Annotated in this window: 15 protein-coding genes; 12 read left to right on the top strand and 3 right to left on the bottom strand. The window is 69.4% G+C overall.

From position 1 onward, the window contains the following. Positions 1-32: 32 nt before the first annotated feature. On the bottom strand, positions 33-752 hold the full coding sequence (locus A4R44_RS22960; RefSeq protein ID WP_067584261.1) for an alpha/beta fold hydrolase: 720 nt from the start codon (positions 750-752) through the stop codon (positions 33-35). 126 nt (positions 753-878) lie between these two features. Between A4R44_RS22960 and A4R44_RS22955 the strand changes: the two genes are divergently transcribed. After that, on the top strand, positions 879-1,220 hold the full coding sequence (locus tag A4R44_RS22955) for a helix-turn-helix domain-containing protein (protein WP_067584259.1): 342 nt from the start codon (positions 879-881) through the stop codon (positions 1,218-1,220). On the opposite strand, the gene A4R44_RS22950 is transcribed toward A4R44_RS22955, so the two are convergent. Beyond that, on the bottom strand, positions 1,205-2,059 hold the full coding sequence (locus A4R44_RS22950; protein WP_067584256.1) for a LysR family transcriptional regulator: 855 nt from the start codon (positions 2,057-2,059) through the stop codon (positions 1,205-1,207). The genes A4R44_RS22955 and A4R44_RS22950 overlap by 16 nt on opposite strands. Positions 2,060-2,247: 188 nt before the next feature. Between A4R44_RS22950 and A4R44_RS49215 the strand changes: the two genes are divergently transcribed. Continuing rightward, positions 2,248-2,514, top strand: coding sequence for a hypothetical protein (locus A4R44_RS49215; protein ID WP_067584253.1), 267 nt, complete (start codon positions 2,248-2,250; stop codon positions 2,512-2,514). Positions 2,515-2,634: 120 nt separating this feature from the next. On the opposite strand, the gene A4R44_RS50625 is transcribed toward A4R44_RS49215, so the two are convergent. Further along, a complete protein-coding gene (locus A4R44_RS50625) occupies positions 2,635-3,396 on the bottom strand; it encodes a hypothetical protein (protein ID WP_232791727.1) in 762 nt (253 codons plus the stop codon). Between A4R44_RS50625 and A4R44_RS22940 the strand changes: the two genes are divergently transcribed. From A4R44_RS22940 to A4R44_RS22895, 10 genes are all read left to right on the top strand, one after another. Further along, positions 3,397-4,491, top strand: coding sequence for a CoA transferase (locus A4R44_RS22940; protein ID WP_232791726.1), 1,095 nt, complete (start codon positions 3,397-3,399; stop codon positions 4,489-4,491). It begins immediately after the preceding gene. Positions 4,492-4,760: 269 nt separating this feature from the next. Next, complete coding sequence (locus tag A4R44_RS22935) at positions 4,761-5,261, top strand: MarR family winged helix-turn-helix transcriptional regulator (RefSeq protein WP_093576895.1); 501 nt, start codon at positions 4,761-4,763, stop codon at positions 5,259-5,261. A 759-nt stretch (positions 5,262-6,020) separates the two neighbouring features. Further along, on the top strand, positions 6,021-7,289 hold the full coding sequence (locus A4R44_RS22930; protein ID WP_067584246.1) for an FAD-dependent monooxygenase: 1,269 nt from the start codon (positions 6,021-6,023) through the stop codon (positions 7,287-7,289). Between the two features lie 42 nt (positions 7,290-7,331). After that, a complete protein-coding gene (locus A4R44_RS22925; protein WP_067584243.1) occupies positions 7,332-8,726 on the top strand; it encodes an MFS transporter in 1,395 nt (464 codons plus the stop codon). Positions 8,727-8,751: 25 nt separating this feature from the next. After that, positions 8,752-9,630 (top strand): xanthine dehydrogenase family protein subunit M, encoded by an 879-nt coding sequence (locus tag A4R44_RS22920; RefSeq protein ID WP_067584240.1) that lies wholly within the window; start codon positions 8,752-8,754, stop codon positions 9,628-9,630. 237 nt (positions 9,631-9,867) lie between these two features. Then, complete coding sequence (locus A4R44_RS22915) at positions 9,868-12,270, top strand: xanthine dehydrogenase family protein molybdopterin-binding subunit (protein WP_067584237.1); 2,403 nt, start codon at positions 9,868-9,870, stop codon at positions 12,268-12,270. Next, a complete protein-coding gene (locus A4R44_RS22910) occupies positions 12,267-12,773 on the top strand; it encodes a (2Fe-2S)-binding protein (RefSeq protein WP_067584234.1) in 507 nt (168 codons plus the stop codon). Before A4R44_RS22915 ends, A4R44_RS22910 begins: the two co-directional genes overlap by 4 nt. Then, a complete protein-coding gene (locus A4R44_RS22905; protein WP_369805927.1) occupies positions 12,770-13,417 on the top strand; it encodes an SRPBCC family protein in 648 nt (215 codons plus the stop codon). Before A4R44_RS22910 ends, A4R44_RS22905 begins: the two co-directional genes overlap by 4 nt. Further along, entirely contained in the window at positions 13,414-14,073 is a 660-nt protein-coding gene (locus A4R44_RS22900) for an isochorismatase family protein (protein ID WP_067584231.1), read from the top strand. The genes A4R44_RS22905 and A4R44_RS22900 overlap by 4 nt, the downstream gene beginning before the upstream one ends. 19 nt (positions 14,074-14,092) lie before the next feature. Further along, positions 14,093-14,935: an alpha/beta fold hydrolase gene (locus A4R44_RS22895; protein ID WP_067584228.1), complete on the top strand. Its 843-nt coding sequence runs from the start codon at positions 14,093-14,095 to the stop codon at positions 14,933-14,935. Positions 14,936-14,941: the final 6 nt, after the last annotated feature.

Here is a 14,941-nt window from a genome sequence, read left to right as displayed (position 1 = left end):
GGAATCTGATTCCCTCACGGACTTCGGCCGGGCTAGGTGAGCTTCAGCAGCAGTTCGCTCAGCTCGACCGGCATCGTGATCATGCAGTCGTGCCCGGTCTGCAGCTCCCACACCTGCGACGGCGTCCCGTTCGGCTGGATCGCCGGGACCGGACGGCGGGTGATGCCCTTCGGGGTCGCGCCGACGCAGTGGATGTGCGTGCGGGGGATCGCTCGCGCGGCGGGATTGTCGAGCCGCGCCGGTTGCTGCAGGCAGCGGACCGGCTGGTCGGAGAGCATTCCGCGCACCCACGCGACGTCGGCCGGGTCGGTGACGCCGAACAGTCCGAACGGCGCGGGCTGCTCCGGCAGCGGCGGAACGCGCCAGCCGTCGCCGTGCTGCTTGGCGAGGTCGATCAGGCTTTGGCTGACCGGCTGGACGTCGACCGCGGTTTCGCCGTCCTCCGGCACCATCGCGTCGAGGTAGACCAGTCCGGCTACCCGGTCCGGCACCTCGTTCGCGGCCGACGAGATGACCATCCCGGCGTAGCTGTGTCCGACGAGGACCACGTCCTCTTCGCCGCGGAGCAGGTCCACGATGTCCTGGACGTGAGTGTCGAGCCCGATTTCGGGGCCGAGCAGGTGTTTCTTGTCGCCGTAGCCGGTCAGCGAGGGCGCGAGCACCCGATGTCCCGCCGCTTCCAGCAGCGGGACCACCCGGTCCCAGGCCCGGCCGCTGTGCCACGCGCCGTGGACCAGCACAAACGTCGTCATAGTCAGGATTCCTCGGGTTTTGCGGTTACCGGAAGTAACCCGGTACTGTCTGAGAACCATCGTGATCGTCCGTGCGGCGGCGGGCAATAAGGCACTATTTAGTGCCTCGGTTCTCCGGAGGTAACCATGGCCGACGAGGTGTGCCGGACCCGCGTGGTCCTGGAAATCGTGGGGGACAAGTGGGCGCTGCTGATCGTCCGCATGCTGCGCGACGGCCCGCGGCGGTTCACCGAACTCAAAAGGGAAATCGAAGGAATCAGCCAGCGGATGCTCACCGTGACGCTGCGGGACCTGGAGCGTGACGGGATTCTCACGCGGACTGTCCGCAATGTCATGCCGCCGCATGTTTCCTACGAGCTGACCGCAATGGGCCGGACTCTTCGCGAAGCGACCGCGCCATTGCTGGAATGGAGCGTCGAGCATTTAGCGAAGATCGAAAAGGCTCGCGCGGACTACGACGCCCGCTGAACGGAACGCGCCAGTTCGCTGAACCGCCGCAGCAGCGGATCGCTTGACCGGCGCGCCGGCCACAGCAGGCGCAGCGCCACGCGGGGCGCGTTCCGCAGCGGGATGTGCGCGACGCGCGCGTGGGTGTGCGCCTCCGCGGCCGAGGTGGTGGTCGATCCGACGGCCCGGCCGGACGCGATAATCGTGAGCCATTCGTCGTAGCTGCCGCACTGGGTCACCCGCGCGGGCCGGTTTTCCGGCGGCCAGTCGAGCGGACTGGTCGCGCCGCTGACCGTGTTCACGACCACCGGATGCGCGGCCAGATCCGCCCAGTCCAGCTCCGCGCGCGCCGCCAGTTCCGAACTCGCGGCGACCGCGGCCAGCCGGTCTTCCTCGAACAGCAAGCTTCCGCTGATCCCGGACGCGCCGATCTCGCCGCGCACCAACGCCGCGTCGACGTCGCCGGAATACAGGGCGGCCACGATGTCGTCGCGGCGCAGGAGGGTGGCGGTCGCGCCGGTCGCGGTTTCGAAGGCGGTCAGCAGGTCGCTCGCCCACGGATCCGGCAGTGCCCACTGGAACCCGATCCGCAGCCCGGCGTTGCCGCCCGCCGCGGCGAGTGCGGCGTCGAGGTCGCGCAGCACGACGCGCAGCCGTCCGAGCAACTCGCCGCCGGCTTCGGTCGGTACGACGCCGTGCGGCGTGCGCTCCAGCAGGCGGGTGCCGACCGACTCCTCGAACTGCTGGATCGTGCGCGTCAGCGCAGGCTGGGTGATCAGCAGTTCGCGGCTCGCGGCCGTGAACGTGCCGCACGCCGCGACCGTCACGAACGCGCGCAGATGCCGCAGTTCGACCTCCATGTCCGGCAGCCTACCCAGCTATGCCCGCCGCGCATGGCACCGCTGTGACCGGCATTTCCCCGCCAGGTTCCGGATTTCTAGCGTGGGAAGCATGGACCAGGAGTTGACGGCCTTCCCCGGCTGGATCGCGCGCGACGCCCGGCTGGCTCGGCCCGGCGAGGCTGGACGACCTCGACACCACTGTCCGCGTGCGCTGCTCCAGCATCAATTACAAGGACGCGCTCGCGCCGCACGGCCGCCCCGGCATCGTCCGTCGCCCTCCGCTCGTCGTCGGGATCGACCTGACCGGAGACGTCCTCTCGCCTCGGCATCCGCGCTACCTCGGCACGCTCAACGGCGCAGGAGCCGGCGAAGACCTGCACGGCGGGCTGGCGGCGACCTCGACCGCGTCCCCGCGCAACTCGGCCCGCTCCCCGCGGCGGCGATCGGCACCGCCGGGTTCACCGCCGCGCTGAGCCTGCTCGTTTTGGAACGCCACGGCCTGGCCCCGGAAACCGGACCGACCCTGGTCACCGGCGCGGGCGGCGGCGTCGGCTCGATCGCAGTAGCGCTGCTCGCGGCGGCGCAGTACGAGGTCATCGCTGCCACTGGCTGCCGAGCTGTCCGCACAACTCGCCGCGCATGTCCTCGACCGCGCCGAACTCGCTTCTTCTGGCAAGCCGTTGGGCAAACAGCGCTCGACAGGCGCAGCCGACACGATTGGCGGTTCCGTCCCCGCTGGTGCGCTTGCCGGTCTGCAACACTTCGGGGTCGCGAGGATTTGCGGACTTGCCGAGTGCCCCGGCAACGTCCTGCCGTTCATCCTGCGCCGCGTCGCCCTGCTCGGGATCGACCCGATCCGCACGCCTCCGCTCCGTCGCGAGGCCGCCTGGCAGCGCCGGGCGCAGTTGTTCGATCCGGCGCTCCTGGACTCCGTGACGCGGGTCGTCCCGCTCGCGGAGGCCGAGGACGCCGCCGCTTCGCTCCTGGCCGGTGCAGGTACCGGGCCGCAACGTGGTCGACGTCGCTTCGGCCTGAAAGGAGACACAATGGACGCCTTCGACGAATTGATGACCCTGCGCGACGGCCCTCGTCCCGCGGCCGGCGAGGTCACGATCACCGGCTCGGACCCGCTTTTCGCGTCGCCGTTGCGGATCGGCGAGACACTCGCCGACGCACTCGCCGCCCGTGCGGTCGCCGCGAACGACCTGTGGGAGTTGCGGACCGGGCGTCGGCAGAGGATTGCGGTGGATGTCCGCGCTGCCGCGGCCACCGCTCTCGGCGGTGAAGACATGACGCTTGTCCGCTCGGCGGACGGCGATTACCGTCCCGCGCCGCTTTCTCCTGCTGTCGAGCACATGGTCGCGCTCACCCAGCCTTGGCCGACTGCCGACGGACGGTGGTTTCTGCCGCATTTCAATCTGCCGCATCTGGAACGCCGGGTCTTGGCCGTCCTCGATTGCGAGGCGACGCCTGCCTCTGTTGCCGCGGCGGTCGCCGAGTGGAAGGCCGATGATCTGGAAGACGCTATCGCCGCCGCCGGCGCGTGCGGGGGAACCGTGCGGACGCCGGAGGAATGGCTCGCGCATCCGCACGGTTCCTCCCTGGCCGCACGTCCTGTTGTCGAAATCGCCAAAATCGGGGACAGCGCTCCTTCCGCGCTGCCCGCTGGCGGTGCTTCGCCGCTTTCGGACGTCCGGGTCTTGGACCTGACTCGCATTCTGGCTGGCCCCACTGCCACGTTGAGCTTGGCGCAGCATGGTGCGAACGTGCTGATGGTGACCGCGCCGCATCTTCCTCAGGTGGCGCCGTTCGTCCGGGATACCAGTCATGGCAAGCGAAGCACCTACCTTGACTACTCCACAGCGGACGATGCTGCTCGGTTGCGTTCGTTGGTCAGCGCGGCCGATGTGTTCGTCGAAGGCTACCGCCCAGGCAGGATGTCGGCGCACGGCTTCGGCCCGGAAGACGTCGCGGCACTTCGCCCCGGGATCGTTTACGTGACCGTGAACTGCTTCGGCTCCGGCGGCCCGTTCGGGATGCGTGCTGGATGGGATCAGGTCGCGCAAGCCGTGACTGGTGCTTGTGTGGTTCAAGGGGGCGACCGTCCACAGTTGACACCGGTGTATCTGTGCGATTTCCTGACCGGTTTCCTGGCGAGTTACGGCGCGATGCTGGCTTTGGCGCGGCGGGTTCGGGAAGGCGGGTCGTATCATGTGCGGGTTTCGCTGTGCCAGTCGTCGATGTTGTTGCAGCGGCAGGGGTTGTTGACTGACTACGCGGATGCGCCGGGTCGTCTTCCGCCTTCGGAATTCGAGCGTTACGCGGTTCTGGACGACGACACGATTTATGGCGATCTGAAGAGCCTCGGACCGGTGATCCGGATGAGCGAGACCCCGCCGCGGTGGGAGGGGACTACGCCTGAGCTGGGGAGTTCCCGGCCGGAGTGGTGACCTGCCGGCCGGGTTGGGGCGCGGTTTTCGGGGTGAAGCCGTTTGATAGTAGGGTATTCGTCCGTTCCTGGTCACGGCTTCGCGCGAATCGCCTGTCCGGGCTGTCTTGTTCGACCGGAATCAGGCGAAGCCGCCCGGTGTCGCCTGCGCCGCACTTTGTCCGAGGACGTACTATTATGAGCGGGCAGGGATGCGGGGACAGGCTCCGGCGGGCCGGATGGGCTGCTGGAGCACGGGTGCGTAGTTAAGGTCGAGGGATGTCGACAGCAGTGGGTGGGTCAGCGAAGGGCGGCTCGCGGGCGGGGCGCCGGGTGAGCCTGGAAGCGCCGGCGGATCTCGCCGCCGCGCCCGGGTACGGGGCTCGGCGGTTGTACCAGGCGTATTTGGCGGCCTGGAATCGGCATGTCGACTCGGTGTTGACCGGGCCGCAGTTCGCGGTGCTGTCGGCGGTGCGGGCTTATCCCGGGTTCGATCAGACTGCGCTGGCCAAGGCGGTGGCGCTGGACACTTCGACGATGGCTGATGTGTGCCGGCGGTTGGAGACTCGCGGGCTGATCGCCCGCGGGCCTGCGCCGCATGATGCTCGGGCCAAGGTTTTGACGCTGACGGATGACGGGCTGGCTGCGTTTCGCGAGGTGACTCGGCGGACTCGGAAGCTGGATCAGGCGTTGCTCGCGGGGTGTCCGGAGGAGAGGCGGGGGGAGATCGCGAGGATGTTGAACGAGCTGGGGGCGTTGTGGGAAGCGGTTGCTGAGCGGCCGGAGATCTGAGGCTTCTCGGGGGCGGCTCGTCGCCTGGGGGCGACATTGCCTTTGGGGGCTGGCGTGGGGCACCCCGAACCGCAGGGAGGCTTCGGATCGGGGTGTGGGGGAGGGGCTGGGNGGGTGCTTGTCAAGGCGGGAAAGATGCCTTGACAAGCACCCCCGAACCGCAGGGAGGCCCCGGATCGGGGTGCGGGGGAGGGGCTGGGTGCCTCGATGGCGGGTGCATCGGCTGCGGCGGGAGGGGCTGGGTGCCTTGATGGTGGGTGCAGCGGCGGCGGTTTGCGGGTGGGGCTGCCTGGGTGGGTGCGCGGGCTGCGGTTGGGGTGCGCGTGGCTTGGGTGGTTGGGTGCGCGGGGGTCGGTCGTGGCCCGATGAGGTTTTCTCGGTGGCGCGGCAGGTGGCGGGTTTGCTGTAGCGGTGCTCGTCAGGGTGGGGGAGCGCTGGCGGCGAGACGGGTTGCGTGGCTTTGCTTCTGCGGAGGTCCGTGAAGGAAGCCAGGCCGGCGAAGGGGCTCCCGCGGGCGGCGGCGGGTCGTGAAGGAATCAGCGGCTGTGTGGGTGGCCCTCACGTGCTGCCTCGCTGTGCGGGGTCGGGAGCTGTCGTGTCGCCTCGTTCGGTGACCGTCCCTGCACCCAGTGCGCCCAACGGAACCTCGCTGCCGCGAAATTCCCGCCGACTATTGCGTGTTCGGATAATCCGTGTTCGGATTAACTGGGTCCGGGGTGACGGTGCGCCGGAGGCGGCTAGCGGGTAGGAGGTCGGCAGGTGGCGGCGAGTCAGTCTTTCGAGGTAGTGGTCGCCGGGGGCGGGCTGGGCGGGCTGTGTGCGGCCTTGTCGTTGCGGCAGCGCGGGTTGCGGGTCACGGTGGTCGAAGCGGCGCCGCAGCTGGGGGAGATCGGGGCCGGGATTCAGACTGCGCCCAATGCCAGCCGGATTCTGATCGGGCTGGGGTTGCGGGCCGAGCTGCAGCGGGTTCGGTGCGAGCCGCAGGATCAGGTTCGGCGGCGGTGGGCTGACGGCAGCATTATCGCGCAGTTGCCGCTCGGGCAGCGGGTCGTCGACAGGTACGGGGCTCCGTATTGGCATTATCATCGGGCGGATTTGCATTCCGTTCTGCTGCGGGCATGTATTGACCCGGACGGGGCGGGGCCGGTGGTGAAGGTGGCTACCGCGGCGAAGGTCGTCGATCTTGATCGCGGGAATCCGGAGCGGCCCGCCGTGATCACTGGGGACGGGCGGCGGTTTGCGGGCGACGTTGTCGTGGGGGCGGACGGGATTCGTTCCGCGGTAAGGGATCTCGCGGGGTTTGACGACACGCTCGCGTTCTCTGGGGAGATGGCGTACCGGGCGTTGATTCCGGGGGATTCGATCGCGGCGGATCCGGCGACCCGGTTCCTGGCCGATCGGTATCATTCGACGATTTGGTACGGGCCGGACAAGCATCTCGTGCACTACATGATCCGCGGCGGCGAGTATCTCAACGTGGTGGCGATTGTGCCGTGCACGGAGGAAGTCGAGAAGAACTGGAGTGCGCCGGCCGGTGCGGAACAGCTTGCGGCCGAGTATTCCGATTGGGACGATCGCGTGCCGACGATGTTGTCGAAAGCCAAGGACGACGTCTCGGTCTGGGCGATGTACCGGCGGCGTCGCGATCCGGTGTGGGTCGACGGACGCGTCGCGTTGCTCGGGGACGCTTGCCACGCCATGCTTCCGTATCAGGCGCAAGGGGCGTCGCAGGCGATGGAGGACGGGGCGGTTCTCGCGGAGGAGCTGGGGCAGGCGACGCGCGACGGGATCGACGCTGCGCTGACCCGGTATGTGCACCGGCGGGCCAAGCACGCGGGGATGGTGCAGGACGCGTCGTTGCGGAACATGAGTTTCTACCACTTGCCGGACGGTCCGGCGCAGCGCCAGCGCGACGAAAAGCTGCGCAGCTTCGACGGCGAGTCCGATGTGTCCTACGACTGGCTGTGGAACGGAACCCCGCTGGGCGACCCCGACAACGAATCGATTCACTACCAGTTCGCCCGATAGCACGAAACGGCGCACGCAGACTTTCGCAAAGGAGCAAAGGCTATGCGTACCGGAGACCAGGTGGTCCAGGACTTGCCGTGGCGCTGGCGCGTCCAGGGCAAGATCTTCCTCATCGGCGGGCTCGGCTACATGTTCGACGCCTGGGACGTCGCGCTGAACGGATTTCTCACCCCGCTGGTGGGCACGGAATTCGGGCTGTCGGCGACGCAGCGGGGGTTTGTCGCCACCGCCAACCTGATCGGCATGGCGGTGGGGGCGGTCGCCTGGGGGACGGTCGCGGACCGGATCGGGCGGAAGCGGGCGTTCAGCATTACGTTGCTGTTGTTCGCGTTCTTCTCGGTCTTCGCGGCGTTGTCGCCGAATATCGAGGTGTTTTTGCTGCTGCGGTTCCTCGCCGGAGTCGGGCTGGGCGGCTGTATTCCGGTGGATTACGCCATTGTCAGCGAGTTTTCGCCGCGCAAGCAACGCGGCCGCGTACTGTCCGCGATGGACGGGTGGTGGCCGGTCGGCACGACGCTGGCGGGGGCGTCCGCGACGCTGCTGGTTCCGGTTTCCGGGAACTGGCGGTGGATGCTGGTGCTGATGATCCTGCCCGCGGTGCTGTTGTTCTGGGCGCGACGCGGGGTGCCGGAATCGCCGTTGTATCTGGTGCGCAAGGGACGCGAGGCCGAGGCTCGGCTGGTCATCGACGATCTTGTCGAGCGTACGGGTGCGCCGAAGGAGCCGTATCGGATTCCGCCGGCGGTTCAGGAAGACAAGCGGGGCGGCGGGTTGTTCGCGGCCGTTGATCAGCTGCGGCGGGTCTGGGCCTGCAACCCGAAGGTCACCGGCGTCGCGTGGGCGCTGTTCATCACCGTGATGCTGGTGTACTACGCCGCGCTGAGCTGGATGCCGTCGATCCTGAAGGCGCAGGGGTTCGGGGAGATAGCCGCGTTCGCCTCGACCACTTTGATGAACGCGCTCGGTATCGTCGGGGTCGTGGTGGCGGTGTTGCTGGTGGACCGCGTCGGCCGCAAGCGGGTGATCGCCGCGGCCGGGCCGCTCGCCGCGGTCACGCTGGTGATTTTCTCGCTGGTGCTCGGGTCGGCGGGAGCCGCGGTGGTGGCGATCGGCGCGTTCGGGCTGTTCTCGCTGGTGGTCATTCCGGTGATGTACGCGTTCGTGTCCGAGCTGTACCCGACGGAGCTGCGCGCGTCGGGCTTCGGCTGGGCGTCGTCGTCGAGCCGGGCGGTGACCGGGTTCGCGCCGCTGCTGTTCGGCAGCGTGCTGTGGCCGGTGCTCGGGCTGCCGCTGACGTTCACGCTGCTCGGCCTGCTCGTCGTCGGGGCCGTGGTGTTCATGGTCTTCTGCGCGCCGGAAACGCGGGGCCGGGAGCTGGACCGGATCGACGACGAGACCGCGCCCGCGCCGCACCAGTCCGAAATGGACACAGTCTGATTCTCGGCAGCAGAAAGGGAAGTGCATGAAGCCCGCCGCGTTCGCCTACCATCGGGCGCACGATGTCGCCGACGCCGTCGGCCTGCTTTCCGACCTCGCCGGGCAAGGGCGGGAGCCGAAAGCGCTCGCGGGCGGGCAGAGCCTGATGCCGATGATGAGCTTCCGCCTGGCCCGCCCGAGCGATCTGGTCGACCTCGGGCGGTTGCGCGATCTGCCGGGGATGACCGACATCGTGCACGCCGATTCGACGCTCCGCATCGGTGCGATGACGACGCACCGCCAGGTCGAACTTGCCCGGCTCGACCCGGGATTCGCCGTGCTGGCGGAGGCGATGCGCTACGTCGGGCACCTGCCGATCCGGTCGCGCGGCACCGTCGGCGGCAGTCTCGTGCACGGCGACGCCACCGCCGAGTGGTGCATGCTCGCGCTGCTGCTGGACGCGGTGATCGTTGCCGAAGGACCGGACGGCCGCCGCGAAATCCCGGCGGGGGAGATGTTCTCCGGCTTCTACGCGACCGCGGTGGAGGCGGACGAGGTCGTCACCGAGGTCCGGTTCACCCGGGCGGCTCCGAAGGCGGCGTTGACCGAGTTTTCCCGCCGTGCCGGGGATTTCGCCACGGTCGCGGCGGCGGTGACGCTCGAACCTCGGACGGACGGGTCGCTGGCGGGCGGCCGGGTGGTGCTGGGCGGGGTCGCGCCCGCGCCGTCGCGGGTTCCGGAAGCCGAGGAGGTGCTGGCGGGCGGCGAGCCGGGGCCGGAGCTGTTCGCGGCGTGCGGCCGGGCGGCGGCCGAGGCGATCGAGCCGCGGAGCGACGCGCAGGGGAGCGCGGATTACCGGCGTGCGCTGACGAGGACCTTGGTGGCGCGGAGTCTGGGCCAGGTGTGGGAGAGGGGAGAGCGGTGATGGTGAGCGGGCTCGGGGGGTCCCGGCTGGACGGTCGGGCGGTGCTGGTGCGAAGCCAGGTGCGGGAGAGGGGAGAGCGGTGATGGTGGGCGGGCTCGGGGGGTCCCGGCTGGACGGTCGGGCGGTGCTGGCGCGAAGCCAGGTGCGGCAGAGGGGAGAGCGGTAATGGTGAGCAGGCTCGGGGGACGGCCGGGCGGTGCTGGCGCGAAGCCAGGTGCGGGAGAGGGGAGAGCGGTAATGGCCGACAAGCCCGAAGAACCCCGTTTCGACGGCCGGGGCGGCAAGTGGATCGGCGCGTCCGTGCGCCGTCGCGAGGATCCGCGGCTGGTGACTGGCCGGGGACGGTTCGTGGACGACATTCACCTCCACGGCATGCTGCACGCCGGGTTCGTGCGGGCGACCGTCGCGCACGGCAAGATCACCGGGCTCGACCTCGGGGCCACTCGCGACGTGGACGGCGTCGTGGCCGCGTACTCGGCGGAAGACCTCCAGCTCGGCGACATGGTCGCGCTGCTGGACCGTCCGCCCGAGGAGTTCACCCCGACCACGATGCCGATCCTCGCGCGCGGCAAAGTCCGGTTCGTCGGCGAGCCGATCGCGCTGGTCATCGCGAAGGATCCATACGCGGTCGAGGACGGCATCGAAGCCGCGCAGGTGAGTTACGAGGTCCTCGACGCCGTCGTTTCCGAGGAGAGCGCGCTCGCCGCGAACGCGCCGCTGGTGCACGAGGACGCGCCGAGCAATGTGCTGCTGGATGTCACCTCGTTCGACACCCCGGGAGTGGACGAAGCGTTCGCGGACGGGTGCGTGATCGAACTCGTCACCCGCAGCGGCCGGCAGAACGCGTTGCCGCTGGAGACGCGCGGCGCGGTGGCGTCCTGGGACGACCGCGACGAGCAGCTTCTCGTCCAGACGTGCAGTCAGGTGCCGCACCAGGTCCGTACCGTGCTGGCGCGTTCGCTGCGGATTCCGGAGCGTTCGGTGCGCGTCGTCGTCCCGGACATGGGTGGCGGCTTCGGGCAGAAATGCGTGGTGGGGCGGGAGGAAATCGCTGTCGCGGCGGCGGCGAAGCGCTTGCGGCGTCCGGTCAAGTGGATCGAGGGCCGCGGCGAGGCGCTCGCGTCCGGGTTCCTCGCGCGCGAACAGCGATACCGCACCCGTGCCGCGTTCACTCCGGACGGCGAGTTGACCGCGCTGGAGTCCGACATCGTGTGCGACATGGGCGCGTACTCGTGCTATCCGTTCACCGTCGGCATCGAGCCGTTGATGGCGGCGGCGGAAATGCCGTCGGTGTACCGGGTTCCGGCCTATCGCGTGCGGGCGCGGGCGATCACCAGCAACAAAGCGCCGACCGCGCCGTACCGCGGGGTCAGCCGTCCGCAGTACGTCATGGTGCTGGAGCGGATCATGGACCTGGCCGCGCGCCGGCTCGGTCTCGATCCGGTCGAGATCCGCCGCCGCAACGTGATCACCGAGTTTCCGTACCTGGGCATCAACCAGGTCACCTACGATCCGGGCAGCTACCTCGAATCGCTGGAGCTGGGCGAGAAAATCCTCCGCGACGAGGGCTGGTACGAGCTGCGCGGGAAGAACCCGCACATCGGCATCGGCTACAGCTGCTTCTCCGAGCGCACCGGCTACGGCTCCGAGGCGTTCGCGAAGCGGAAGATGACCGTGGTGCCCGGGTTCGACATGAGCGAGATCCGGATGGACCTCACCGGTTCGATCGTCGTCACGAGCGGCACGATCAACCACGGGCAGTCCCACGAAACGACGTTCGCGCAGATCGTCGCGGAACGGCTCGGCGTCGACCTCGCCAAGGTGAAGCTGCGGCAAGGCGACACTGAACGGATTTCCTACGGCTGGGGCACATTCGCGTCCCGATCGGTGACCATCGGTGGCTCGGCAGTGGCTACGGCGGCGACCCGGCTGGGCGAGCAGCTCTGCCTGATCGCGGCGCACCTGATGGACACTCGGGTCGAGAACGTCGGCCTCGACGGCGAGGGCGGGGTGATCCAGCTCGACGACCCCAGCCAGCGGCTGTCGTTCGAGGAGATCGCCGACGTCGCGTACCTGCGCAGCCACCTGCTGCCGAAGGAAGCCGAGCCGACGCTCACCGCCACCGCGGCGTTCGACATCCCCGGCGACGGCACGTTCTCGAACGCCACTCACGCGGTCGTGGCGGAGGCCGATCCGGGCACCGGCCAGGTGAAAATCCTCCGCTACGCCTGTGTCGAGGACTGCGGCGTGGTGATCAATCCGAAGGTGGTCGACGGCCAGGCGCGCGGCGGGATCGCGCAGGGCATCGCCGGCGCGCTGTTCGAGGAGGTCACCTACGCCGAGAACGGCGAACCGTCGGCGGCGAGCTTCATCGACTACCTCGTCCCGACCGCCGCGGAGATCCCCGACATCACTGTCGACCACCTCGAAACCCCCTGCGCCTTCACCGAAAGCGGGGCGAAGGGAGCCGGAGAGGGCGGCACGATCGGCGCGCCCGCCGCGGTGCTCAACGCGGTCAACGACCTTCTCTGGCACACCGGGGTCCAGCTGGAGCAGACTCCGATCCACCCCGAGGCCGTCCTCGCCGCGCTGGCTGTGACTGACCTGGCCGACCGGGAGAAAGCGGGTACCGGCGCATGACCGACAAACAGCTGATCGTCCTGACCGTCAACGGCGAGGAGCACGAACTGCTCGTCGAACCGCGGTGGACACTGCTCGACGTGCTCCGGCACAACGTGGGCCTCACCGGCACGCACGCCGGCTGCGAGCACGGCGTGTGCGGGGCGTGCACGATCCTGGTCGACGGCGAACCGGTGCGCGCCTGCCTGATGTACGCCGTGCAGGCGGAAGGCTGCGCGATCCGGACCGTCGAGGACCTCGGCACCCCGGAGGAGCCGAACGATCTGCAGCAGGCGTTTTCCGAACACCACGGCTTGCAGTGCGGCTTCTGCACGCCGGGCTTCCTCATGCTGGCCGAAGGGTTCCTCGCTCAGGAACCGTCGCCGACGCGCGAGGAGATCCGGGAGGCGGTGTCGTCGAACCTGTGCCGCTGCACCGGGTATCAGACCATTGTGGACGCGATCGAGGCGACCGCCGCCCAGCGGTCGGCCGGATCCGGCAGGAAAGAGGACGCGGTCCGATGATTCTGCAGAACACCCTTGATCTTCCCGGCGATCCGGACACGGTGTTCGCGCTGCTCAACGACGTCGAGCGGGTCGCGGGCTGCCTGCCCGGCGCGGTGCTGGAGGGCCGCGACGGCGAGTCCTACCTCGGCAAGGTCAAGTTCAAGGTCGGCCCGGTCAGCGCCGCGTACGCGGGCAAGGTCCGGTTCACCGAGATCGCCGAGGGCGAGCGCCGGCTGCGGCTGTCGGCCAGGGGCGCGGACAGCCACGGGAACGGCGACGCCGAAGCGGACGTCACGCTGACCCTGGCGCCCGGTCCGAAGGGCTCGTCGCTGAGCCTGCGCACTGATCTCGTGGTGCGGGGTAAGATCGCGCAGTTCGGCAAGGGCGCGATCAGCACGGTGTCGAACCGGATCCTGCAGCAGTTCGCGCAGAACCTCGGTGCGCTGCTGGAAAACGGCGGCACCGCACCGGCTCCGGCGGCCACCGCCGCCGCTTCTGNCCGCTTCTGCCTCGGATTCGCTGGACGGACTGGCGATGCTGCTGCCGCCCAACGCGAAGCGCTACCTCCCCGTTGTCGCGGCGGGCGCGCTCGGGCTGTTCCAGGGCTGGCTGCTCGGCCGGGTCCGGTCGCAGCACAAACTGATCAAGGAGCTGCTGCGTGAACGCGCCTGAAAACGGACTGCACGGCACCGAGACCGACCGGACCTACGCCCGCGCGGGGTTCGGGGCCGCGGTGCCGCGGGGAACCGCGCCGGTGCTGGTCGTGGTCGACCTGACCCGCGGTTTCACCGAACCGGAATTCCCTTCCGGCGCGGACCTTTCCACCGAAGTCGAAGCCGCCGGAGCGCTGGTCCGGGCCGCTCGCGAGAGCGGAGCGCCGGTCGTCTACACCGCGATCAGCTACACCGCCGCGGAGGCGGACGGCGACGCGATCGCGTGGCTGCGCAAGGCTCCCGGCATGCGCAGCCTGCGCGGCGGAAGCGCCGAGGTCGCGCTCGATCCCCGGCTGGAACGGCACGACGCGGACCACCTGATCGTCAAGAAGGGCGCGTCCGCGTTCCACGGGACGAGCCTCGCCGCGCTGCTCACTGGTCTCGGCGCGGACACCGTGCTGGTGTGCGGTGCGACGACCTCGGGCTGCGTCCGGGCCACCGCCGTCGACGCGGTCCAATCCGGCTTCGACACCCTCGTCGTCCGCGACGCCTGCGGCGACCGTGCACGCGGACCGCACGACGCCGCTCTCTTTGACCTGCAAGCCAAATACGCCGATGTGATCGGCCTGGGCGAGGGCGTCGAGCTGCTCGCCAAGGCCCGCTGAACCCGGAAGGAGTTCCCGCATGTCGTCACTGCCTGACCGGGTGCTGTCCCAGTCCGCGCTCGCCGACCTGGCTGACGTTCCGGCGGCCAGCGTCTGGGCGCGCTCCGGTTCCGTCCGGCTGCACGTCCTCGACTACGGACCGGCCGACGGCGTCCCGCTCGTGGTGCTGCCCGGGATCACCAGCCCGGCGATCACCATGGACTTCGTCGCCCGGGAGCTGACCGATCTCGTCCGTCCGCTGGTGCTCGACGTCCGCGGCCGCGGCCTGTCCGACGACGGGCCCGGCTATGGCCTCGACGCGTACGCCGCGGACGTCGAAGCGGTGATCGACCAGCTGAACCTGTCCGCGCCGCTGCTGTTCGGCCACTCGATGGGCGCGCGGATCGCGGCCAAAGCCGCGTTGTCCGGCCGGGTCGCGGGCACCGTCCTCGCCGATCCGCCGATGAGCGGCCCCGGACGCCGGTACCCGACTTCGCTGGCGGTCTTCGAGTCCCAAGTGGACCAAGCGCGGCGGGGAACCAACGCGGACGAGGTCGCCGCCTCGTGGCCGCGATGGCCGCGCCGGGAACAGGAATTGCGCGCTCGCTGGCTCGCTTCGTGCTCTCGTGCCGCCATCGCGGCCACGCACGCGGGTTTCGAATCCGAGGAATTCCTTCCGCTGTGGGAAAATCTGCCAGGGCCCGCCGTGCTGCTGCACGGCGCGGAGAGCCCGGTGGTGACCTCGGCGGACGTCGCGGTGCTGGAGAAATCGAAGCATCCGCTGGCAGCCGTGGCGGGCGCCGGGCACATGATCTTCTGGGACGAACCGCAGCCCGCCCGGCACGCGCTGCGTTCGGCGCTGAAAGACGTGCTCGCCCGCTGATCCCGG

Source organism: Amycolatopsis sp. M39 (genome assembly GCF_001651785.1).
GTDB lineage: Bacteria > Actinomycetota > Actinomycetes > Mycobacteriales > Pseudonocardiaceae > Amycolatopsis > Amycolatopsis rubida.
This window is presented reverse-complemented; position numbering and strand designations above follow the sequence as displayed.

Coding starts and splice junctions, on each gene's coding strand:
- A4R44_RS22950 (WP_067584256.1), bottom strand. CDS start 2,059: ATGGAGGTCGAACTGCGGCATCTGCGCGCGTTCGTGACGGTCGCGGCG.
- A4R44_RS22960 (WP_067584261.1), bottom strand. CDS start 752: ATGACGACGTTTGTGCTGGTCCACGGCGCGTGGCACAGCGGCCGGGCC.
- A4R44_RS22915 (WP_067584237.1), top strand. CDS start 9,868: ATGGCCGACAAGCCCGAAGAACCCCGTTTCGACGGCCGGGGCGGCAAG.
- A4R44_RS22955 (WP_067584259.1), top strand. CDS start 879: ATGGCCGACGAGGTGTGCCGGACCCGCGTGGTCCTGGAAATCGTGGGG.
- A4R44_RS22925 (WP_067584243.1), top strand. CDS start 7,332: ATGCGTACCGGAGACCAGGTGGTCCAGGACTTGCCGTGGCGCTGGCGC.
- A4R44_RS22910 (WP_067584234.1), top strand. CDS start 12,267: ATGACCGACAAACAGCTGATCGTCCTGACCGTCAACGGCGAGGAGCAC.
- A4R44_RS22895 (WP_067584228.1), top strand. CDS start 14,093: ATGTCGTCACTGCCTGACCGGGTGCTGTCCCAGTCCGCGCTCGCCGAC.
- A4R44_RS22940 (WP_232791726.1), top strand. CDS start 3,397: ATGGTCGCGCTCACCCAGCCTTGGCCGACTGCCGACGGACGGTGGTTT.
- A4R44_RS22920 (WP_067584240.1), top strand. CDS start 8,752: ATGAAGCCCGCCGCGTTCGCCTACCATCGGGCGCACGATGTCGCCGAC.